General features: G+C 75.3%; 21 protein-coding genes. 11 read left to right on the plus strand and 10 right to left on the minus strand.

Features of this window, described 5'->3' with window-relative positions; all coding sequences use genetic code 11:
• Both ATL51_RS15545 and ATL51_RS15550 read right to left on the minus strand, forming a co-directional pair.
• Complete coding sequence (locus ATL51_RS15545; RefSeq protein ID WP_157818378.1) at nucleotides 1-720, minus strand: hypothetical protein; 720 nt, start codon at nucleotides 718-720, stop codon at nucleotides 1-3.
• 95 nt (nucleotides 721-815) lie between these two features.
• Nucleotides 816-3,209: a penicillin-binding protein gene (locus ATL51_RS15550; RefSeq protein ID WP_301549042.1), complete on the minus strand. Its 2,394-nt coding sequence runs from the start codon at nucleotides 3,207-3,209 to the stop codon at nucleotides 816-818.
• A 155-nt stretch (nucleotides 3,210-3,364) separates the two neighbouring features.
• On the opposite strand from ATL51_RS15550, the gene ATL51_RS15555 reads away from it, so the two are divergent.
• Both ATL51_RS15555 and ATL51_RS15560 read left to right on the plus strand, forming a co-directional pair.
• Nucleotides 3,365-3,727 carry a WhiB family transcriptional regulator gene (locus ATL51_RS15555; RefSeq protein ID WP_100879013.1) on the plus strand — a complete coding sequence of 121 codons (363 nt, stop codon included), beginning with the start codon at nucleotides 3,365-3,367 and terminating at the stop codon, nucleotides 3,725-3,727.
• A gap of 18 nt (nucleotides 3,728-3,745) precedes the next feature.
• The gene (locus ATL51_RS15560; protein ID WP_253069165.1) at nucleotides 3,746-4,423 is read left to right on the plus strand and encodes a class I SAM-dependent methyltransferase; all 678 of its coding nucleotides are present in this window, start codon (nucleotides 3,746-3,748) and stop codon (nucleotides 4,421-4,423) included.
• A 2-nt stretch (nucleotides 4,424-4,425) separates the two neighbouring features.
• Here the strand turns inward: ATL51_RS15560 and ATL51_RS28255 are convergent, their stop codons facing one another.
• From ATL51_RS28255 to ATL51_RS15575, 3 genes are all read right to left on the minus strand, one after another.
• Nucleotides 4,426-4,629 carry a hypothetical protein gene (locus tag ATL51_RS28255; protein ID WP_157818379.1) on the minus strand — a complete coding sequence of 68 codons (204 nt, stop codon included), beginning with the start codon at nucleotides 4,627-4,629 and terminating at the stop codon, nucleotides 4,426-4,428.
• Between the two features lie 99 nt (nucleotides 4,630-4,728).
• Complete coding sequence (locus tag ATL51_RS15570) at nucleotides 4,729-5,868, minus strand: ArsA family ATPase (protein WP_100879014.1); 1,140 nt, start codon at nucleotides 5,866-5,868, stop codon at nucleotides 4,729-4,731.
• The gene (locus ATL51_RS15575; protein ID WP_100879015.1) at nucleotides 5,865-6,917 is read right to left on the minus strand and encodes an ArsA-related P-loop ATPase; all 1,053 of its coding nucleotides are present in this window, start codon (nucleotides 6,915-6,917) and stop codon (nucleotides 5,865-5,867) included. Before ATL51_RS15575 ends, ATL51_RS15570 begins: the two co-directional genes overlap by 4 nt.
• Before the next feature lie 165 nt (nucleotides 6,918-7,082).
• On the opposite strand from ATL51_RS15575, the gene ATL51_RS28260 reads away from it, so the two are divergent.
• The 4 genes from ATL51_RS28260 to ATL51_RS15590 are packed head-to-tail and all read left to right on the plus strand — an operon-like array spanning nucleotide 7,083 to nucleotide 11,077.
• Nucleotides 7,083-7,253, plus strand: a complete 171-nt coding sequence (locus ATL51_RS28260; protein ID WP_139282840.1) for a DUF4177 domain-containing protein — start codon at nucleotides 7,083-7,085, stop codon at nucleotides 7,251-7,253.
• Nucleotides 7,250-7,708: a RidA family protein gene (locus ATL51_RS15580; protein WP_100879016.1), complete on the plus strand. Its 459-nt coding sequence runs from the start codon at nucleotides 7,250-7,252 to the stop codon at nucleotides 7,706-7,708. The genes ATL51_RS28260 and ATL51_RS15580 overlap by 4 nt, the downstream gene beginning before the upstream one ends.
• 1 nt (nucleotide 7,709) lies before the next feature.
• Entirely contained in the window at nucleotides 7,710-8,273 is a 564-nt protein-coding gene (locus tag ATL51_RS15585) for a hypothetical protein (protein WP_100879017.1), read from the plus strand.
• A gap of 23 nt (nucleotides 8,274-8,296) precedes the next feature.
• The gene (locus ATL51_RS15590) at nucleotides 8,297-11,077 is read left to right on the plus strand and encodes a hypothetical protein (protein WP_100879018.1); all 2,781 of its coding nucleotides are present in this window, start codon (nucleotides 8,297-8,299) and stop codon (nucleotides 11,075-11,077) included.
• A gap of 30 nt (nucleotides 11,078-11,107) precedes the next feature.
• Here the strand turns inward: ATL51_RS15590 and ATL51_RS15595 are convergent, their stop codons facing one another.
• Nucleotides 11,108-12,001: a Gfo/Idh/MocA family protein gene (locus tag ATL51_RS15595; RefSeq protein ID WP_100879019.1), complete on the minus strand. Its 894-nt coding sequence runs from the start codon at nucleotides 11,999-12,001 to the stop codon at nucleotides 11,108-11,110.
• Nucleotides 12,002-12,053: 52 nt separating this feature from the next.
• Here ATL51_RS15595 and ATL51_RS15600 point away from each other — a divergent pair, with 52 nt between their 5' ends.
• The 5 genes from ATL51_RS15600 to ATL51_RS15620 all read left to right on the plus strand — a co-directional run bounded on the left by ATL51_RS15600 (nucleotide 12,054) and on the right by ATL51_RS15620 (nucleotide 15,923).
• Complete coding sequence (locus ATL51_RS15600) at nucleotides 12,054-12,860, plus strand: NUDIX hydrolase (RefSeq protein ID WP_100879020.1); 807 nt, start codon at nucleotides 12,054-12,056, stop codon at nucleotides 12,858-12,860.
• Entirely contained in the window at nucleotides 12,857-13,645 is a 789-nt protein-coding gene (locus ATL51_RS15605) for an MBL fold metallo-hydrolase (RefSeq protein ID WP_100879021.1), read from the plus strand. Before ATL51_RS15600 ends, ATL51_RS15605 begins: the two co-directional genes overlap by 4 nt.
• Before the next feature lie 107 nt (nucleotides 13,646-13,752).
• The gene (locus ATL51_RS15610) at nucleotides 13,753-14,505 is read left to right on the plus strand and encodes an amino acid ABC transporter substrate-binding protein (RefSeq protein ID WP_100879022.1); all 753 of its coding nucleotides are present in this window, start codon (nucleotides 13,753-13,755) and stop codon (nucleotides 14,503-14,505) included.
• Entirely contained in the window at nucleotides 14,506-15,174 is a 669-nt protein-coding gene (locus ATL51_RS15615; protein ID WP_062398750.1) for an amino acid ABC transporter permease, read from the plus strand.
• Entirely contained in the window at nucleotides 15,171-15,923 is a 753-nt protein-coding gene (locus ATL51_RS15620; RefSeq protein ID WP_073576029.1) for an amino acid ABC transporter ATP-binding protein, read from the plus strand. The genes ATL51_RS15615 and ATL51_RS15620 overlap by 4 nt, the downstream gene beginning before the upstream one ends.
• Here the strand turns inward: ATL51_RS15620 and ATL51_RS15625 are convergent.
• The 4 genes from ATL51_RS15625 to ATL51_RS15640 form a co-directional block, all read right to left on the minus strand.
• Entirely contained in the window at nucleotides 15,920-16,612 is a 693-nt protein-coding gene (locus ATL51_RS15625) for an HD domain-containing protein (protein WP_100879023.1), read from the minus strand. The two genes, ATL51_RS15620 and ATL51_RS15625, sit on opposite strands and share 4 nt — an antisense overlap.
• A complete protein-coding gene (locus ATL51_RS15630; RefSeq protein ID WP_301549043.1) occupies nucleotides 16,609-17,871 on the minus strand; it encodes an MFS transporter in 1,263 nt (420 codons plus the stop codon). The genes ATL51_RS15625 and ATL51_RS15630 overlap by 4 nt, the downstream gene beginning before the upstream one ends.
• 41 nt (nucleotides 17,872-17,912) lie before the next feature.
• The gene (locus ATL51_RS15635; RefSeq protein ID WP_020628211.1) at nucleotides 17,913-18,587 is read right to left on the minus strand and encodes a Crp/Fnr family transcriptional regulator; all 675 of its coding nucleotides are present in this window, start codon (nucleotides 18,585-18,587) and stop codon (nucleotides 17,913-17,915) included.
• A 162-nt stretch (nucleotides 18,588-18,749) separates the two neighbouring features.
• Nucleotides 18,750-18,998 carry a hypothetical protein gene (locus ATL51_RS15640; protein ID WP_043282623.1) on the minus strand — a complete coding sequence of 83 codons (249 nt, stop codon included), beginning with the start codon at nucleotides 18,996-18,998 and terminating at the stop codon, nucleotides 18,750-18,752.
• Between the last annotated feature and the right edge of the window lie 114 nt (nucleotides 18,999-19,112).

Raw genomic sequence — 19,112 nt, forward strand, 5'->3', positions numbered from 1 at the left:
TCAGACGATGGTCGACAGCGTCTGGACGAGGATCACCAGGTAGATCAGGACGAAGACGATCGTGAACACCCGGGCCCCGACCCGGCCGCGGGTCAGCCGCGAGAAGCCGAGCAGGCCGTTGTCGAGGTCGACCGGGGGCCGGGCGGACACCGCGGGCGGCCGGTAGACCGTGCCGACGGGCTCGTCGCCGTCCGCGCGGGGGCGACGCGGGGCGGGCAGCCGGGGCACCGGGCCGGTCGGCGACCGCCGGGGCGCGGGCGGGACCGGCGACGACGGGGTGGGCGTCACCGGGCGGCGGGGGCCGGGGACCGGGTCGCCCGCGTCGTCGTCCGGGGTGGGGATGGCGGTAGGGCCGGGCCTGCGGCGCCGGACCGCGGTCAGGGTCCGCTGGGTGGGGCCGTCGATGTCGGGCTCGCGCGCAGCGGGCCGCTCCTCCTCCGCCGACGGGTCGGGGGCCTCCACGGGGGCGACCCGCTCGGGGACGGCGGTGCCGTCCACAGCGGCCGGTCGGGCAGCCGGAGCACCGGGCCCCTGCTCCACGCCGGACGCGGGCCGGATCCCGTCGGACGTGGGCCGTGACACGGCGGAACCCGCGGGGCGGTCACCCCGCTCCCGGGCGAGCCGGTCCGCCTCGCGCTCGGCGACCAGCCGCGCCACGCCCCAGCGCCCGTCGTCGGCGGGCGCCGGCGCGGGACGCCTGCTCCTCCACCGCACGGCCATGACGGCATGCTAGGCCGCGACCAGCGGTGATGCCTCGTTCCGACGGGGTATGGCGCGCGGTGCCGCCCGGCCGGGTGACCCGGCCGGACGGAGCGTCACCCGCCGTCGGGCGGCCGGTTCCCGTCGGGACGGTCCGCCGGCGGGCCGCCGTCCTGCCCCGGGGCCGGGCCGGGCGTCGGGGTGCCCGGGGGCGGCGGCGGGGCCGGCACCGACCCACTGCTGACCTGCAAGGTCACCTGCTCACCCGGGAGCGCGGCGCCGCGGGGCTCCTGCCCGACGACCGTCCCCTCCGGAGCGTTGTTGTCGACGGTGCGGGTGGTGACCTGCCAGCCGGCGCCCTCCAGCTCACCGCGGGCGGCGCCGGCCGACCGGCCGACGACGTCCGGGATGCGGGACTCGGCGCCGCCGTCGAGGTAGCGGGGGTCGGTCGCGGGCAGGGGCGTCGGCGGGGTGTTCGCCACCAGCGGGGTCACCGCGCCGTACCACGTCCGGGCCGGGGTCTTGCCGCCGAAGATGTTGCCGTTCCCGCAGGCGAAGGGGGCGCCGCCGCCGTCGCAGAGGGGTTGCGGGCGGTTGGAGTTGTCGAAGGTGATGACCGCTCCGGCCATCTCCGGGATCGCGCCCATGAACGCGGCCGACTTGTGCTGCTGGGTCGTCCCGGTCTTGCCCGCCATCGGCCGGGTCCAGCCGGCGGCCTTCGCGGCGGCGGCGGAGGTGCCTGCGATGTCGTCCTTGCTCAGGCCGGTGACGAGGGTGTTCGCCAGGGCGGGCTCGACGGCCTGCTGGCAGGGCTCCTCGGTGATCGGGACGGGCTTGCCCTCGGCATCGGTGATCGAGTCGATCGGCGTCGGCGGGCACCACCTGCCCTGGGAGAACAGGGTGGCGCCGACGTTGGCCAGCTCCAGCACCGACGTCGGGGTGACGCCGAGCGTGAACGACGCGAGCCGCTGGTCCTTGATCACCTCGGCGATCGAGCGGTCGGTGCGCTTGCCGGTGCCCGGGTCGACGAACGGCGTCGTGGCCAGGGACTTCATGCCGAGGCGGACGGCCATGTCGACCACGTCCGGCACCCCGGTGAACTCCTCGAGCTTGATGAACGCGGTGTTCGGCGACTGCGCGAGCGCGTCCGTCAGGCTCATCCGGCCGGGGTAGTTGCCGGCGTTCGCGACCGGGACGGGTCGCCCGCTGCCGTCGACGTAGATCGGGGAGGCGTAGCCCGAGGGCGGCACCTGCATCGAGTAGTTGATGCCGAGGCCCTTCTCCAGCGCGGTGGCCGCGGTGAAGATCTTGTACGTGGACCCGGCCCCGAGGTTGACCGGCTGGTACGGCAGGCCGTAGCTGGTCTCCTCGGCGTCGGCGTTCAGGCCGAACGTGCGGCTCGACCCCATCGCGAGCACGCGGTGCTTGTCCTGGCCGGGCTGGACCAGCGACATCACGTTCGCGACGTTGGGGGTGTCCGGCGGCACCTCCTTGTCCAGGGAGCGCTTGACCTCGGTCATCGCGCGGCGGTCCAGGGTGGTGCGGATGGTGTAGCCGCCGCGCTGGATCTGCTCCTCGGTGAAACCGGCCTCGGTGAGGTACTGCGTCACGTACTTGCAGAAGAAGCCCATGTCGCCGGCGCCGTTGCAGCCGTTCGGCACGCGGACCAGCGGGTTCGCGACGCCGAGCGGAGCGGCCATCGCCTGCTTCGCCTGGGCGTCGTCGATCATCTGCTGCTGGCGCATCTGGTCGATGACGACGTTGCGCCGCTGCAGCGCGGTCTGCGGGTTCTGCACCGGGTCGAACTGGGTGGTCGAGCGGACCATCCCGGCGAGCATCGCGGCCTGCGGGACGGTCAGCTTGTCCGGCGTGGTGTTGAAGTAGGTGCGCGCCCCGGCGGCGACGCCGTAGGACCCGTTGCCCAGGAAGACGATGTTGAGGTAGCGGTTGAGGATCTCGTCCTTGGACAGCTGGCGCTCCAGCTGCAGGGCGATCCGCGCCTCCTTGAGCTTGCGGGCCGGGGTCTGCTCGGTGGCCTTGAGCCGCTCGGCCTCACTCGTCGCGTCGACGTAGAGCATGTAGTTCTTGACGTACTGCTGGGTGATCGTCGAGGCACCCTGGACGACGTCGCCGGACGCCGAGTTCGCGACGACCGCGCGCAGCGTGCCCTGCCAGTCGACGCCGTCGTGCTCGTAGAACCGGCGGTCCTCGATCGCCAGCATCGCGCCCTTCATCGCGGTCGAGATCTGGTCGTTCGTGACCTCGGTGCGGTTCTGGTCGAACAGGTAGGCGATCGGGCGGCCGTCGGAGTCGGTGAGCGTCGTCGTCAGCGGCGGGCGGGTGCCGACCAGGTCCGCCGAGCTCGACGTGACGCTGTCACCCGCCTCGTTGGACAGCACGCCGAGGCCACCGACCAGTGGGAAGGCCATGCCCGCCGTGACCACACCGAGCAGGACGCACAGGCCGGCGAGGACGCCGAGCGGGCGGAGCAGACGCCGGGGGAACCTCACAGGGACAAGCCTACGGGCCGGGAGGTCAGGACACGGTCAGGCTCGTGTCCCCAGGTTGCGTAGTTTTGCGCGCTGACCCGGGCACCCTCCGCGTCCCAGGATCGAGGCATCACGTCGCGGGCCACCGGGCCCGCCCCGGCCCGAGAGGCGACCCGATGCTCGACACCCTGCGTCCCGTCACCGGCAGGCCCCGCCTGCGCCCCGCCGTCGTCGTCCGCGCCTGCACCGCGGTCTGGAACTGGCGTGCGGCCGCACGCTGCCGCACCTCCGACGCCGAGAACCTGTTCGTCACCGGTGCCGACCAGCGCGAGGCCCGCGAGTTCTGCCTGTCCTGCCCGGTCCGCACCGAGTGCCTGGCACACGCCCTGGACCACCGGGTCGAGTTCGGCGTGTGGGGCGGGATGACCGAGCGGGAGCGCCGCGCGCTCCTGCGCCGGCGCCCGGACGTGCGCGACTGGGCCGCGCTGCTCGGGCGCGCGCGCTCCGACCACTACGCCGGACGCAGCAGGAGCGCCTGACCCGATAGCGTCAGGCGCGTGCTCGAGTTCCTGGCCGGCCTCTACCGGACGCACGCCGACGACCTCGCCATGGTGATCGACCGGCAGCGGGAACTCCTCGCCGACGGCACGATCACCCCGCAGCTCGACGACGTCGAGGCCGAGCTGACCTACCTGTTGCTGCGCCACCACCGGCCGTCGCAGGTGGTGGAGGTCGGCACCTACTACGGCTGGTCCACCACCTGGATCCTGTCCGCGCTGCGCGACAACGGGTCCGGTCACCTGCAGTCGTTCGACCTGGTCGACCACGTGTGCGGCACCGTGCCCGAGGAGCTGTCGACCGGGCGCTGGACGTTCCACCGCGGGGACCTGCGCGAGACCGTCGAGAAGGTCCCGGCCGACACGGGCTACCTCTTCGTGGACGCCGACCACGGGCGCCGCTTCGCCCGCTGGTACCTGGAGCACCTGTTCGGGCGGATCGCGACGGGCACCCCGACCAGCGTGCACGACGTGTTCCACCTGCCCCGGGCGCGCCCGTTCACCGAGGGGTCCGAGGTGCTGCGGCACCTGGAACGCAGCGGCACCGGCTGGTTCACCTCCTCGCGCGCGGCGGCGCCGCGGAACCTGCGCGCGCTCGACGCCGTCCGGGCCGAGCTGGGGATCACCGGCGTCCGCGGGACCTCGCGCAACCCGATGATCTTCTTCTCGATGCCCTGAGGTCAGCGACCGGGATCGCGCAGGCCCTCGACGAGACCGTCGAGGACGGTGGCGAACCGGTCGGCCTCCGCACGGTCCAGTGCCGCCTGGAGGAGCTGGGTGGAGCGCAGGTACGCACGGGGACGGTCGCCGCGTTCGTCGCGACGGCGCGGTCCCTGGAGGCGCTGCCCGCAGGGGACCCGGCCGAGGCCGGTCTGGCCGCGCACCTGCGGGACCTGCTGCCCGGCCTGCGCGCGGTCGGGGTGCTCGAGGTGTTCGCGCCCCGCTCGGCCCGGCTGCGGGCGGTGCTCGGCGTGTCCTGAGCCTCAGCCCGCCGTCGCCGCGGCGCCGGTCTCGGCCTCGCCGGCCAGCAGCGCGCCGACCCGGCGCAGCCCGTCGAGGTCGGCGATGTCGCCGGCCAGCGCGGGGACCCGCGTCACCGACACGCCGGGGTGGGCGGCGGAGAACCGGGTGAGCAGGTGCTCCTCCCGTTCGTGCAGGTCGACGCGGTCGGCGTGCAGCCGCAGCACCGCGGCCGCGATCTGCGAGCCCGGCCCTCCGACCTGCTCGGCCGCGGCCCGCGCGCGCGCCGCGGAGACCGGTGCGAGCACCGGGTGGGTCCGGTTCAGCACCAGCCCGGCCAGCGGCATGTCCTCCGACGACAGCCGCTCGGTGAAGTACGCCGCCTCGCGCAGCGCGTCCGGCTCCGGCGCGGCGACGACGAGGAACGCCGTCCCCTCCGAGCGCAGCAGCGCGTAGGTCTTCTCGGCCCGCTCGGCGAACCCGCCGAACAGGGTGTCGAAGGCCTGTACGAACGCCGACGCGTCCTGCAGCATCTGCCCGCCGATGATCGACCCGACGGCCTTGGCGAACAGCCCGAACCCGGCCTCGACGATCCGGCGCAGCCCGCGGCCACCGGCCCGGGCGGGCGCGGCGAGCAGCCGGATCATGCGGCCGTCGAGGAAGCGGGACATGCGCTGCGGGGCGTCGAGGAAGTCCAGCGCCGAGCGCGACGGCGGCGTGTCGACGACGACGAGGTCCCACGTCCCGGCACCGGCCAGCTGGCCCAGCTTCTCCATCGCCATGTACTCCTGCGTCCCGGAGAAGGAGGAGGAGATCGTCTGGTAGAAGGGGTTCTCGATGATCTTCTGCGCCCGTTCGGGCGGGGCGTGCGACTCCACCATCTCGTCGAAGGTGCGGCGCATGTCCAGCATCATCGCGGCGAGTTCGCCGTCGACGGCCTTCACCGGGGCGGGGTCGTTGGACAGCTCGTCCACCCCGAGGGCCTGCGCCAGCCGGCGCGCCGGGTCGATGGTGAGCACGACGACCTGACGACCGCGCTCGGCGGCGCGCACCGCGAGCGCGGCGGAGGTGGTCGTCTTGCCGACGCCACCCGAGCCGCAGCACACGATGACCCGGGTGCCCGGGTCGTCGATCAGGGCGTCCACGTCCAGCGGGGCGGTCATCGGCGGGCCTCCAGGTGCACACCCTGCGCGGTCATCGACTCGGCCAGCTCGTAGAGCGAGCCGAGGTCCACCCCGCCGAGCAGCGCGGGCAGCGTGAGCCGCGGCAGCGGCGGGGTCGGCTCGGTCTCCAGGCGGCGCAGCGCGGCGGTCTCCCCCTCGACGGCGACGGCGTGCTCCACGGTCTCGGCGACCAGGCCGTCGATCTCGGTGGGGGCCAGCTCGATCCCGGCGCTCTGCAGGCCGTTGCGGATCCGGGTCGCGTCGACCCGCCCGCCCGCGGCGGCGGTGACCGAGCGGTCGGGCAGCCACTGCTCGCGCATCCGGTTCACCACGACCGAGCCCAGCGGGATCCCGGCGGCGTCGAGCTCGGCGGCGGCGTCGAGCGTCTCGGTGACGGGCAGGTCCGACAGCAGCGTGACCAGGTGCACCGCGGTGAGCGGGGAGTGGATGAGCGCCTCGACGCCCTTGGCCTGCCCGTGGATCGGCCCGGCCTTGGCCAGGTCGGCCATCGCCCTGGTGACGTCGAGGAACGACACGAGACGGCCGGTGGGTGGCGCGTCGAGGACCACCGCGTCGTAGGCGGGGAGACCGTCGGACTCCGTGCGGGTGACGCACTCCTTGGCCTTGCCGGTGAGCAGCACGTCGCGCAGGCCGGGGGCGAGCGTCGTCGCGAACTCGATCGCGCCCATCCGGCGCAGCGTCCGCCCGGCCACGCCCAGCCGGTAGAACATCTCGAAGTACTCCAGCAGGGCGGCCTCGGCGTCGACGGCCAGCGCCCGCACCTCGCCCCCGCCGGGCGCGACGGCGATCCGGCGCTCCTCGTACGGGAGCGGGGCGGTGTCGAAGACCTGGGCGATGCCCTGGCGGCCTTCCACCTCGACGAGCAGCACCCGCTTCCCGCCGCCGGCGAGGGCCAGCGCGAGGGCGGCGGCCACGGTGGTCTTGCCGGTGCCCCCCTTGCCGGACACCACGTGGAACCGCGCGCGGGAGAGCGCGTCGGGCCACGGGGCGGGGCGGGTTCCGGGCTCGGGCCGGACGGTCGTGGTCACGGATCCAGCCTACGAGCGCCCACCGACAGCGGCCCGTCGGCGAGGTGCGTCCCACAACGGACGGGGCGCGTCCCACGCTCCGGCGGTGGGCGTCCGTCGCAGGGGGACGGCCATCCGTCGCGCCACGACGGTTCGGTGTCGGGTGCCCGGGTTACAGTCCCGCCCATGAGCTCCCCGGTCGTGAAGTGGGAATACCTGACCGCCCCCCTGCTGATCCACAACACCAAGGCGATCCTGGACAACTTCGGCCAGGACGGCTGGGAACTGGTCACGGTGACGAGCGGCGCGAACGCCGAGCAGCTGGTGGCGTTCTTCAAGCGGCCGGTGCAGCAGTGAGCGCACTCGCCCGGCTGAAGGAGCTGGGGCTGACCCTGCCCGCGGTGGCCGCACCGGCCGGCGCCTACATCCCGGCCCGGCGCAGCGGGAACCTCGTGTTCACCGCCGGGCAGGTCCCGTTCGTGGACGGGAAGGTCGCCGCGACCGGCAAGGTCGGCGCCACGGTCACCGCCGAGCAGGCGTACGACCTGGCCCGGATCTGCACGCTGAACGCGCTCGCCGCGATCGACGGGCTGGTCGGCCTCGACAGCGTCACCGGCGTCGCGAAGGTCGTCGGGTTCGTCGCGTCGGACCCCTCGTTCTCCGGCCAGCCCGGCGTGATCAACGGCGCGTCGGACCTGCTCGGCGAGGTGTTCGGCGAGGCCGGGGCACACGCCCGGTCGGCCGTCGGCGTCGCGGTGTTGCCGCTGGACGTGCCGGTCGAGGTGGAGCTGACGGTCGAGGTCGGCGGCTGACATGGATCGGCTCGCCGGGGTCCCGGCCGGTCACGAGCTGCTGCTGCGGCTCGCCGGCCGGTTCCCCGACGAGCTGCTCTGGCGGCTGCGCGACTGGCTGGCCGCCGGGGACACCGCGGCGCTGGGCGCGGTCCTGCCGCGCACGCTGTTGCGGCACCGGATCGGGCTGACCGGGCACGAGCGCACGCTGCTCGCCGAGGTCGTCGGGCCGGACGCGCCGTCACGGCGCCTGGTCGAGGCGGTGCTGCCCGGCACGCCGCCCGCTCCGCCCGCGTTCACGGCGGGCGAGCCGGACCTGGCCGCGTGGTCGGCGCTGTCGGTCGTGCGCGACGAGGCGTCCGCGCTGCTGCTGGCCGTGCGCGACGACGGCGCCCGCGTGCTGCTCGTGCGTGACGCGCAGCGGCCGCACCTGCTCGCCGCCGCGGTCGCGCGGCTGCTGCGCGTCCACGGTGACCGTGTCCCGCGCGTCGAGGCCCTCAGCGGCGACGCCCCGACCGAGTACCACGAGGCCGCGTGCACCGCGGCGGCGTCGTTGTGGAGCCGCGAGCCGGTCCCCACCGGCTGACGCGGGACCGCGAAGGAGGCCCCATGTCCGACCCCACGTACCGCGTGCTGCGGGAACTGGCCGGCCGGGTGGACGACGACCTGCTCGCCACCGGACGCGAGCTCGTCGCCGTCGGCGAGGAGGGGCACGCGCTGGAGCTGCTGGTCGCCGAGCTCGTCGCGGGACGGGTGGTGCTGCCGCACGCGGTGCGCTCCGAGCTGGTCGCCGAGGCCGCAGCCCGCCGGGTTCAGCCCGACGCCGACGCCTGCCTGCCGCCCGCTGCGGACGTCGCCGCCGGTCCGCACCGGTTCGACGGCGACGGCCCGCCCGGTGCCGCGGAGGCGGTCGCGGCCGCGCTCGCCGGCGTCCCGGTCCCGGAGTCGGGCTGGACGCTGGCCTGGCGCACGACGCCCGCCGGTGCCGCCCCCGGTCCGCTGCCGCAGCCGGTGCTGCTGGCCCGCACCGGGTCGCACGGCGCACCCGAGGTCCTGACCTACCAGGCCCAGTCGGCGCTGGCCCGGGCCGGGCTGGTCGTGTCGGTCGAGGTCGGCGACGACGGCCCGGACCCCGGCTATCACCGCGCCGCCCGCGAGGTCGCGCGTCGGCTCCCCGCCACTCCGGTCTCCGACGCCGCCGCTCCGTCCCGCGACGACGCCGCCGCTCCGTCCCGGGAGGACGCTGCCGCTCCGTCCCGGGAGGACGGGTCGGTGTCCCTCCCCGGCGACGCACCACGGCCCGCCCTCGACACGTCCCGGTCTCCCCTGGTGGAACCCGGGGGCGGGGGCGGGGTTGCGGACGACGACACGTCCGGCCCGCCGGCCGACCGGGTTCCCGACGACCGGCCCTCCGACCGGGTCGGGCTCCTGTCCTCGGCGATGCCCCCGGCTTCGCGGCCCGACGGGGACGGGATCACGGCGGTCCCCGGACCCGACGCCGTCGAGGACGCACCGGCCGGGCACCGCACCGACAGCTCCCCCGGCGACGTCACCGTCGACTCCTCCGTCGACACGGACGTCCCCGCCTCGGACCCACCGCCCGCACCGGTGCGCATCGACCGCCCCGCGCCACTCACCGGGAGCCCCGCCACGGAGACCCCGGACCCGGAGGACCGGCCCGGCCGGGTCGACCCGGAGCCGACGACGGAGGGGGTCGCCGCGACAGCCCCGTCCCCGGGAGCGGTGGCACCCGACATCGGGCCGGACCGGGCCCCGGGCACCGACACGTCCGACAGAGCCGCTCCGGTCCCGGGAACCGGCACTCAGGACGGAGCCGGTCCCGGCCCGGCCGGGCCACGCGGCTCCGCGGCCCGACACGTCGCGGCACCCGTCGAGGGGGAGGACACGGCGCATCCGGCGCCGCGGCCGTCGCCGCCGATCCGGGCGCTGCGGGAGGCCTCCGCGGGCGACTGGTTCGACTCTCCCCCGGAGGGCGACAGCCCGGACCCGACCCCGCCGAGCGGGGTCGGCGAGGTCCCCCGGCGCCGGTTCGTCGCCGGCCCCGGAACCGCCGGCAACGGCCACCTCCCCGACGCGAACGGCGCGCACCCCACGATCGCGGTCCGCGGGCCGGTGGCGGGGCCGCCGGAGCGGCGTCCGGCCGGGCCCGCCACGACGCCGGCCGGGCGGCCGTCGGCCCCCTCCGACGAACCGGCCCCACCGCCGGTCGCCCCCGCACCTCCCGGGATCCCGGCGCACCCGGCTACCTCGTCACCGCCCGCGGCCGGGGTGTCCCCGGCCGCGTCCGTCCCGCCGGTCGTCCCCGCAGACCCGGCCCCCACCGGCCCCCGGGCGGCCCCGCGCGACCTCGGCGTGCCGCTCCGCAGGCGGGCCGGGGAGGGCCGCGCGCCCGCGGGCGGCGGGCCCGGTCCGGTCGTCGGGCGTCCGCCCGTCGGGCCGCCCGCGGCACCGGGACCCGACGAGGCGTCCTGGCTCGCCGACTGGGCCTCCGGTGCCTGGGCCGGGGAGATCCCGCCGCCGGAGACCGCGGCGCGGACCGACCGGAGCGACGTCGAGGAGACCGTCCCGGGCACGCCGCACGTCGTCCCCGCCGCGACCGCCACCGTGACCGTCGACGACGACCGCCGCGACGGCCCGGCGCATCCCGCCCACCGTGTGACCACCGGCGACGACCCGGCCCGCACCACCGCCGGGCCGGCACACCCGGGGCCCGGATCCGACCGGAACCACGTCGGCACGTCGCCCGCCGGGGCCGAGACGAACGGAGCCGCACCGGCCACGGCGGACGCCCCGGCGGACCCGGCCCACGCCGGACCGGCTCCGGACATCCGGGCCGGACTCGACCGCCCCGCAGGCACCGGACCGGCCGGAACCGGGCCCACCGGCCCCCGGCCCCCGGCCGACGAGGCCGACCCCGTCGACGAGGCCCCCACCCCACCTCCGGGCGTCCCGATCCTGCGCGCCCCGACACCCCCGGCCCCGGCCGACGGGGAGCGCCGCCCCCGGCACCTCCTGCTCACCGACGACGAGCCGGACGAGTGGGACGCCACAGAGCGGGACACCACCGGGTGGGACGGCACCGTGGAGGACCCCACGGAACCGGCCGACGTCGTCGCCCCCGCAACGGAGCCCCCCGCACGGGCGACGGAGCACCCCGCGCCGGGTCCGGCGGAGGACCCCACGACGGGGCCCGCGGACGCGCCCGCGCCGAGGCCGCGGCCGCGACCCCGCCCCGCCGGGGGCCTGGCCGACCGGCTCACCCCCACCGAACAGGACCTGCTGCAGCGCCTCCACGAGGAGCTCGCGGCCCGCGAGAACGGTGGCGAGCCGACCCCGCGCAACGGCACCGCCCGCACCGACCGGGGCTGAGCCCGGCCGGGCCGGGAGCCGGCGCGGGGATCAGCCGACCCCGCGCACGATCCGATCGATCACCCGCTGCAGGTGCAACGCCCGTGCGGCGTCCACCGGGAGGTCGGCGCCGGAGGCGATCGCGTCGGCGAGGTCGTCGAGCAGCGCGCCGAAGCAGGCGACCGCGTCGGCCGGGCGACGGTCGAGCACGTACCGGCCGCGGCCGTCCTCCCCGAGCCCGCCGACCAGCGCCACCTCGAACTCGGTCGGGTCCACCGGGACACGCAGCGACAGCACCACCGAGCTGCGGGCGCCGCCGTCGTGGACGAGGCCGATCCGCCACAGGTCGGGCTCGTCGCGGTGGGCGTGGTCGACGTCGACGACCGGGCCCAGCGCCGCGTCGAGCAGGTCCACGACGTGCGGGCCGACGTCGAGCAGCGCCCCGTGCTCGGCCCGCCACGACGACGCCGCGAACGGCCCGCCGAGCAGCGCCCCGGACAGCCAGCGGGCGGTCGCGGTCGTCCCGGGACCGCCGGCGCCGGCCGGGACCGCGTCGAGCCAGGCCCGGATCGCCGGGTCGAACCGCAGGGTCAGCATCGTCGCCGACCGGACGCCCGAGGCCGCGACCGCGGCGGCGGCCCGTTCCGCGGCGGTGAGGTCCGCGGCCAGCGGCTTCTCCAGCACGACGTGCTTCCCGGCGGCCACCACCCGCTCCAGCAGCTCGGCCTGCACGGCGGGCGGGACGGCGAACGCGACGGCGTCGCACGCGTCGAGCAGGTCCTCGACCGAGGCGTGCACCGGACCACCGGAGACCGCGGCGATCCCGGCGGCCGCCTCCGGCCGTCGCGCCCACACCCCGGCCGCCGACCAGCGGGGATGCGCCGCGATGGCGGGGGCGTGCACCTGGCGCGCCCACGGCCCGGCGCCGAGCAGTCCGATACGCATGCGGGCATTCTCACCGCCGACCGGCCCCGATCATGACCTAGGGTCGGCGGCCATGAGCGATGATCCGGCAGCGCAGCCGGTCGAGCCGAGGGCCGCCGCGACCGTACTGCTGGTCCGCGACGAGCCGGGCACCGGTGACCTGCAGGTCTTCCTGCAGCGGCGGGTGGCCGGGATGGCGTTCGCCGGCGGCATGACCGTGTTCCCCGGCGGCGGGGTCTCCGCCGGTGACGAGCCGGACCCCGCCCGGTGGCGCGGACCGGAGCCGGAACGGTTCGGTGCCCGGCTGGCCCAGCCCGCGGACCTGGCCGCCGCGCTGGTGACGGCCGCCGTCCGCGAGACGTTCGAGGAGTGCGGCGTGCTGCTGGCCGCCCCCGCCGGCACCGAGCCCGGCCGGTTGGACGCCGCCGCGACCTGGCGGGACGACCTCGTCGCCCGCCGGATCACGCTGCCGGGGCTGCTCGCGGCGCACGACCTGGAGCTGCGCGCGGACCTGCTGGTCCCGTGGTCCCGCTGGATCACCCCGCCGCGCAACCCGAAGCGCTACGACACCGCGTTCCTCGTCGCCCGCGTGCCGGACGGCCAGGTCGCCGACGACGCCACCACCGAGGCCGTCGAGGCGCGCTGGTGGAGCCCGGCCGAGGCCCTGTCCGGCCACGACGACGGCGACCTGAAGCTGATGCCGCCCACCCTGCGGACCCTGCAGGAGCTGCACCGGCACGACAGCGCGGGCGAGGTGCTGGCCGCCGCCGCGGCGCGCGACATCGAGCCGATCACCCCCGAGGTGCGGCGCGAGGGCAGGGTCGTCACGATCACCCTGCCCGGCGACCCCGACTGGATCTACGAGGAGACGACCCGGTGAGCCACCCGCTCTACGGCGCCCTGCGCGCCGCGCACCCGCTGGCGTCGGTGCTGCTGCAGGACAACCCCGGCCCGATGACCCTGGAGGGCACCAACACCTGGGTCCTCGCGGCGTCGGACGCGCACGACCGGATCGTCGTCGACCCGGGTGAGGACGACGGCACGCACCTGGAGGCGCTGGCCGACGGCACGCCGGTGGCCGCGGTCGTCCTGACCCACCGCCACCACGACCACGCCGGCGGGATCGGCCGGTTCGTCGAGCTGACCGGGGCACCCGTGTTCGCCGCGGACCCGTCGCTGGCGTCGGGGACCACCCCGCTGGTCGACGGCGCCGTCGTCGCCGGTGGCGGGGTCGAACTGGAGGTGCTGACCACCCCCGGCCACACCTCGGACTCGGTGTCGCTGCTGCTGCGCGGCCCCGGCTCCGACGGCGTCGCGCTGCTCTCCGGCGACACCGTGCTCGGCCGCGGCACCACCGTCATCGCCCACCCCGACGGCACCCTCGGGCCCTACCTGGACTCGCTGCGCCGGATCGCGGAGCTGCCCGCGGGCACCCCGGTCCTCCCCGGGCACGGTCCGGAGCTCCCGGACGCCGCCGACACCGCGCGGCACTACCTCGCCCACCGCGAGCAGCGGCTGGAGCAGGTGCGGGCCGCGCTGGAGCGGCTCGGGCCCGACGCCTCGGCACGCGACGTCGTCGAGATCGTCTACGCCGACGTCGACACCTCGCTGTGGGACGCCGCCGAGCTGTCCGTGCGCGCACAGCTGGATCACCTGCGTGGATGAACGGGACCGCACGGAGCGTTGAACCGACACGACCGACCGGCCTAGGGTCCCCGCATCCCGACGGGGCATCGCCGTCCGTCGGCCCCGTTCCGCCCGAAGGAGACCCCGTGCGTCGCACGATCCTGGCCCTGGCCGCCGCGCTGCTGGCCCTCACCACCCTCGTCGGCTGCAGCAGCGGCGGGTCCGACACGCTGCGCGTCGGCACCGAGGGGACCTACAGCCCCTTCAGCTTCCAGGGCCCCGACGGACAGCTGACCGGCTACGACGTCGAGGTCGCCCGCGCGGTCGGCGCCAAGCTGGGCAAGGAGGTCGAGTTCGTCCAGACCCCGTGGGACTCGATCTTCGCCGCGCTGGAGTCGCAGCGGATCGACCTGGTCGCCAACCAGGTCACCGTCAACGACGAGCGGAAGGCGAGGTACGACCTCTCGACCCCCTACACCGTGTCCGAGGGCGTGATCGTCACCCGCGCCGACGACACCGCGATCCGGACCCTCGCCGACCTGCGGGGCCGCACCACCGCGCAGTCCGCGACCAGCAACTGGGCCGAGGTCGCCCGCGGCGCCGGCGCGAACGTCGAGGCGGTGGAGGGCTTCGTGCAGGCCGTCCAGCTCGTCAAGGACGGCCGGGTCGACGCCACCGTCAACGACAACCTCGCCGTCGGGGAGTACGAGAAGTCGACCGGGGACAAGGGCATCAAGGTCGCCGGCACCACCGGGGACACCAGCGAGCAGGCCTTCGCCGCCCGCAAGGACAGCGGCCTGATGCCCGACGTGGACCGGGCGCTGGCCGAGCTGCGGGCCGACGGCACGCTGACGCAGCTGTCCGAGAAGTACTTCGGCAGCGACGTCAGCGGGAAGTAGATGGATCCCGCCACCTGGGAGCTGATCGGCCGCAACCTGTGGCCGATGCTGAGGGCGACGGTCACGATGACCATCCCGCTGACGGCGATCAGCTTCGTCATCGGGCTGGTCCTGGCCCTGTTGCTGGCGCTGGCCCGGATCTCCTCGATCAGACCGCTGTCCTGGCTGGCCCGCGCCTACATCTCGGTGGTGCGCGGCACGCCGCTGCTGGTCCAGCTGTTCATCGTGTTCTACGCGCTCCCGCAGCTCGGGCTGGTGATCGACCCGTTCCCGTCCGCGGTGATCGCGTTCAGCCTCAACGTCGGCGGCTACGCGGCCGAGGTCATCCGGGCGGCGATCCTGTCCATCCCGAAGGGACAGTGGGAGGCCGCGCAGACCATCGGCATGGGGTACCCGACGACGCTGCGACGCGTGATCCTCCCCCAGGCCGCGCGCACCGCCGTCCCACCGCTGTCGAACACGCTGATCTCGCTGGTCAAGGACACCTCGCTGGCCTCGACCATCCTGGTGACCGAGCTGCTGCGGGTCGCCCAGCTGGCCGCGGCGCCGACGTTCGACTTCTTCGCCCTCTACGGCGTGGCCGCGGTGTACTACTGGATCGTCTGCCTGATCCTCTCGTCCGTGCAGGTACGGGTGGAGACGCGGCTGGAGAGGTACGTGGCGCGATGAGCGACCTGCTGACCGTCCGGGGCCTGCGGAAGTCCTTCGGGACGCTGGAGGTCCTGCGCGACATCGGGTTCGACGTCCCGGCCGGGACCGTCACCGCGGTGATCGGGCCGTCCGGTTCGGGCAAGACGACGGTGCTGCGTGCCCTGAACGCGCTGGACCGGGCCGACGCCGGGGTGATCACCATCGGCGACCTGGCCGTCGACTTCGGCGCCCCCGTCGACCGGTCCACGCTGGCCCGGTTCCGGTCCCGGACCGCGATGGTGTTCCAGTCGCACAACCTGTTCCCGCACCGCACCGTCCTGGAGAACGTCATCGAGGGTCCGGTGATCGTGCAGCGGCGCCCCCGGGCCGACGCGACCGCCGACGCCCGGCGGCTGCTGGACCAGGTGGGGCTGGCCGAGAAGGCCGACCAGTACCCTTACCAGCTCTCCGGCGGCCAACAGCAGCGCGTCGGGATCGCCCGCGCGCTGGCCCTCGACCCGCAGCTGATGCTGTTCGACGAGCCCACCTCGGCGCTGGACCCCGAACTCGTCGGCGACGTCCTGCGGGTCATCAAGGACCTGGCGACGGCGGGCCGGACGATGGTCATCGTCACCCACGAGATCCGCTTCGCCCAGCAGGTCGCCGACCAGGTCCTCTTCGTCGACGGCGGGGTGGTGGCCGAGTCCGGTCCGCCGTCGCGGGTGCTGGTCGAGCCGGAACGACCCCGCACCCGGCAGTTCCTGAAGCGGATCCTCGACCCGATCTAGACCCCGGGCGGGGCGCCGTCGGAGTCGCCGTGGGCGTCGACCCACTCCTCACGGAACCGGCGCAGGAACTCCTCCAGGGCCGCGTGCCGCCGCTCGCCCATCTCGCGGCCGGCGGCGGTGCGCAGCTCGCCCCGCAGCCGCAGCAGCTTCTCGTGGAAGTGGGCGACGACCGAGCCGGTCGGCCCGGACCGGTAGCCGCCGGTCGCGACGCCCGCGGCCGGGTCCCACAGGGGCTCGCCGATCGCGCCGCCGTAGGCGAACGCGCGGGCGATGCCGGTGGCGCCCATCGCGTCGAGCATGTCGGCGTCGTGCAGGCAGGCCGCGATCCGGTCCGCCGTGGGCGCCGACACCGCCGCGGAGAACGAGTACCGGCCGGTGGCCTCGACGGCGTCGAGCACCGGGTCCCACAGCTGCTCGGCGACCCCGCCGCGACGCAGCGCGTCCCGGGCGTCGTCGCGGACCTCCGCGGGGGCGACGACGCGGCCGAGCCGGGCCTCGGCGGCCCGGTGGTGGTCGTGCACATAGGCGGCGACGGCGGCGACGAACCCGTCCAGGCCCTCCCGCACCGCGAGCCGGGCCGACAGCCCGGCGACCCGGTCGAGGTGCCCGAGATCGTGCGCGACGTCCGCGCCGGCCATGTCGCCGGCGACGACGTCGCGCAGCCGCCGCAGCTCCCCGGCGCCGCTCACGCCCGGCTCCCGGCCGCGACGACGCGGGGCTCGGTGTCGGCGACCGATCCGCGGCGCAGCCACAGCAGCCCCGCGACGAGCAGCCCCAGGGCGCCGCCCGTCGCGTATCCGCCCGGCCCGACGAGGTCGATCATGACGCCGGACAGGGCCTGCCCGACCGAGACCCCGAGCACCGCGGCCATCACCATCCAGTTGAACGCCTCGGTCGCCGACCCCGCCGGAGCGGTCTGCTCGACGCCGAGGGAGTGCGCGGTGACCTGCGGGGTGATCAGCGCGCCGGCGACCATCATCACCACGGCCAGCAGCACCAGCGAGCCGAGCGGGGAGACGAGCCCCATCGCCGTCACCAGGACGGCGAAGCCGGCGAGCAGGACCGGCAGCCGCAGATGCAACGGCCGCGGCCAGGGCCGCATCCCGTAGAGCACCCCGGTCAGCACCGAGACCACCGACCAGAGCGAGAGCAGGACCCCGCCGGCGGCGGGCGAGCCGGCGAACGCGGTCGCGGCGATCACGCCGACCTCGGCGGTCCCCGCCACCAGCCCGAACCCGAGCGACGCCAGCGCCACCGTCCGCAGCCCGGGGCGCCGGAACACCCCGAGCAGCCCGGCCTCGACCGGCAGCGACCCGTCGGCGCGCTCGGCGCGGATGCGGGCCGAGCGGCGTCGTACGGCGGCGGTCAGCGCGAACCAGGTGGTGCCGACGATCTCCGCGGTCGCCGCGACGACGAGCGCGGTGCCCGGCCACGGCGTCGCCACCACCAGCACCGCGGCCAGCGCGGGACCCATGATGAAGAAGATCTCGAGGCTGATCGCCTCGTAGGTGTAGGCGGCCTCGCGGCGCGGCCCGGGCGGGGTCAGGTCCGACCACAGCGCCCGCGACGATCCCTCGAACGCCGGCGTCGCGAGCCCGGTGACGACCGCGACCGCGACGGTGAGCGGCAGCGCCGCCCGGTACTCGATGCTCAGCACCAGCCCGGTGACGCACAGCAGGTAGACCGCGACGAGCACCAGCATCGGCCGGGTCGGGCCCAGCCGGTCCAGCACCCGCCCCTGCACGACCGTGCCGACCGCGGTCCCGATCAGCAGCGCCGCCGAGACCGCTCCGGCGACGGCGTAGGAGCCGTGGACCTCACGGACGTAGAGCAGCGTGGCGAGACTGTGCATGGCGATCGGGAACCGACCGAGGACGGAGGCACAGACCGGCGCGGCCGCCCCGGGGGTGCCCAGGGCGGCGCGGTAGTCGGAGAGAGCGGCGGGCACGCCCCAGCATCACATGATCTGGGACGCCCGTACCAGAGAATTCAGCGCGCGCGCCGCGCGAGCCGCTCCGGCTCCAGGATCAGCACGCTCTTGCCCTCGAGACGCAGCCAGCCACGGTGCGCGAAGTCGGCGAGCGCCTTGTTCACGGTCTCGCGGGAGGCGCCGACGAGCTGGGCGATCTCCTCCTGCGTGAGGTCGTGGGTGACCCGCAGCAGCCCCGACTCCTGGGAGCCGAACTGGCGCGCGAGCTGCAGGAGCGACTTCGCCACACGGCCCGGCACGTCGGTGAAGATCAGGTCGGCGAGCATGTTGTTGGTGCGGCGCAGGCGACGGGCCAGCACGCGCAGCAGCTGCTCGGCGATCTCCGGACGCTTGCCGATCCACTCCCGCAGCGCGCTGCGGTCCATGGTGTAGCAGCGCACCTCGGTGACCGCGGTCGCCGACGACGTGCGCGGGCCCGGGTCGAAGATCGACAGCTCGCCGAACATGTCCGACGGGCCGGCCACCATGAGTAGGTTCTCCCGGCCGTCGGGGGACTTCCGGCCGAGCTTCACCTTCCCGCCCGACACGATGTAGAGGCGGTCACCGGGCTCACCTTCGGAGAAGATGACCTGCCCGCGGGAGAACTCGGCAGTCTCCAGAGCTTCGGCCAGCGCCTCGGCGGCCTGGGGCTCCACACCTTGGAAGATCCCTGCCCGGATCAGAACCTCGTCCACTGCAATGCTCCTCGTTCACCGGCCGTATCGTCACGGCGGGTCGTCGGCGCGTCAGTGTAGAGGTCTTCGCCACACACGTGCGCACCACTGGCCCGATCGGATTGACATCCGATCGGGTCCGATTCGTCGCGGGGCGCTGTCACGCACCCGTACGCGATCTTGTCAGGCCGACGGGACCTGGCTCCGACGAGCCCCCCGGCGGCGCCGGTTACGCAGCCGGAACAGCTCCAGCGCGCGGCCCGTGCCGGACCGGAACAGGGCACGGACCTCGTCCGGACGCGGCTGTTCGAGCATCTCGTCCAGCTCGTCCTGGCGCACGGTGGACTCCCGCATGCGGGACTCCACGCGCTCCATACCGAGCGCGAAGAACATCACGAGCAGCGGGACGAGAACGCTCAACCAGGCAGTCATGGCAACTCCGATCCTCCCGTACGGGTTCGCAGCCCGGCCGCTCGGGGGTGGCCGCGTCGACGTCTTCGTGACGCGACCGTGACCTCGTAGCCCGTTCGGCGCACACCCGGCCGG

It is taken from the genome of Pseudonocardia alni, assembly GCF_002813375.1.
In the GTDB taxonomy this organism is placed as follows: domain Bacteria; phylum Actinomycetota; class Actinomycetes; order Mycobacteriales; family Pseudonocardiaceae; genus Pseudonocardia; species Pseudonocardia alni.

Coding starts and splice junctions, on each gene's coding strand:
- ATL51_RS15545 (WP_157818378.1), bottom strand. CDS start 720: ATGGCCGTGCGGTGGAGGAGCAGGCGTCCCGCGCCGGCGCCCGCCGAC.
- ATL51_RS15555 (WP_100879013.1), top strand. CDS start 3,365: ATGCTCGACACCCTGCGTCCCGTCACCGGCAGGCCCCGCCTGCGCCCC.
- ATL51_RS15570 (WP_100879014.1), bottom strand. CDS start 5,868: ATGACCGCCCCGCTGGACGTGGACGCCCTGATCGACGACCCGGGCACC.
- ATL51_RS28260 (WP_139282840.1), top strand. CDS start 7,083: ATGAGCTCCCCGGTCGTGAAGTGGGAATACCTGACCGCCCCCCTGCTG.
- ATL51_RS15585 (WP_100879017.1), top strand. CDS start 7,710: ATGGATCGGCTCGCCGGGGTCCCGGCCGGTCACGAGCTGCTGCTGCGG.
- ATL51_RS15590 (WP_100879018.1), top strand. CDS start 8,297: ATGTCCGACCCCACGTACCGCGTGCTGCGGGAACTGGCCGGCCGGGTG.
- ATL51_RS15595 (WP_100879019.1), bottom strand. CDS start 12,001: ATGCGTATCGGACTGCTCGGCGCCGGGCCGTGGGCGCGCCAGGTGCAC.
- ATL51_RS15600 (WP_100879020.1), top strand. CDS start 12,054: ATGAGCGATGATCCGGCAGCGCAGCCGGTCGAGCCGAGGGCCGCCGCG.
- ATL51_RS15615 (WP_062398750.1), top strand. CDS start 14,506: ATGGATCCCGCCACCTGGGAGCTGATCGGCCGCAACCTGTGGCCGATG.
- ATL51_RS15620 (WP_073576029.1), top strand. CDS start 15,171: ATGAGCGACCTGCTGACCGTCCGGGGCCTGCGGAAGTCCTTCGGGACG.
- ATL51_RS15640 (WP_043282623.1), bottom strand. CDS start 18,998: ATGACTGCCTGGTTGAGCGTTCTCGTCCCGCTGCTCGTGATGTTCTTC.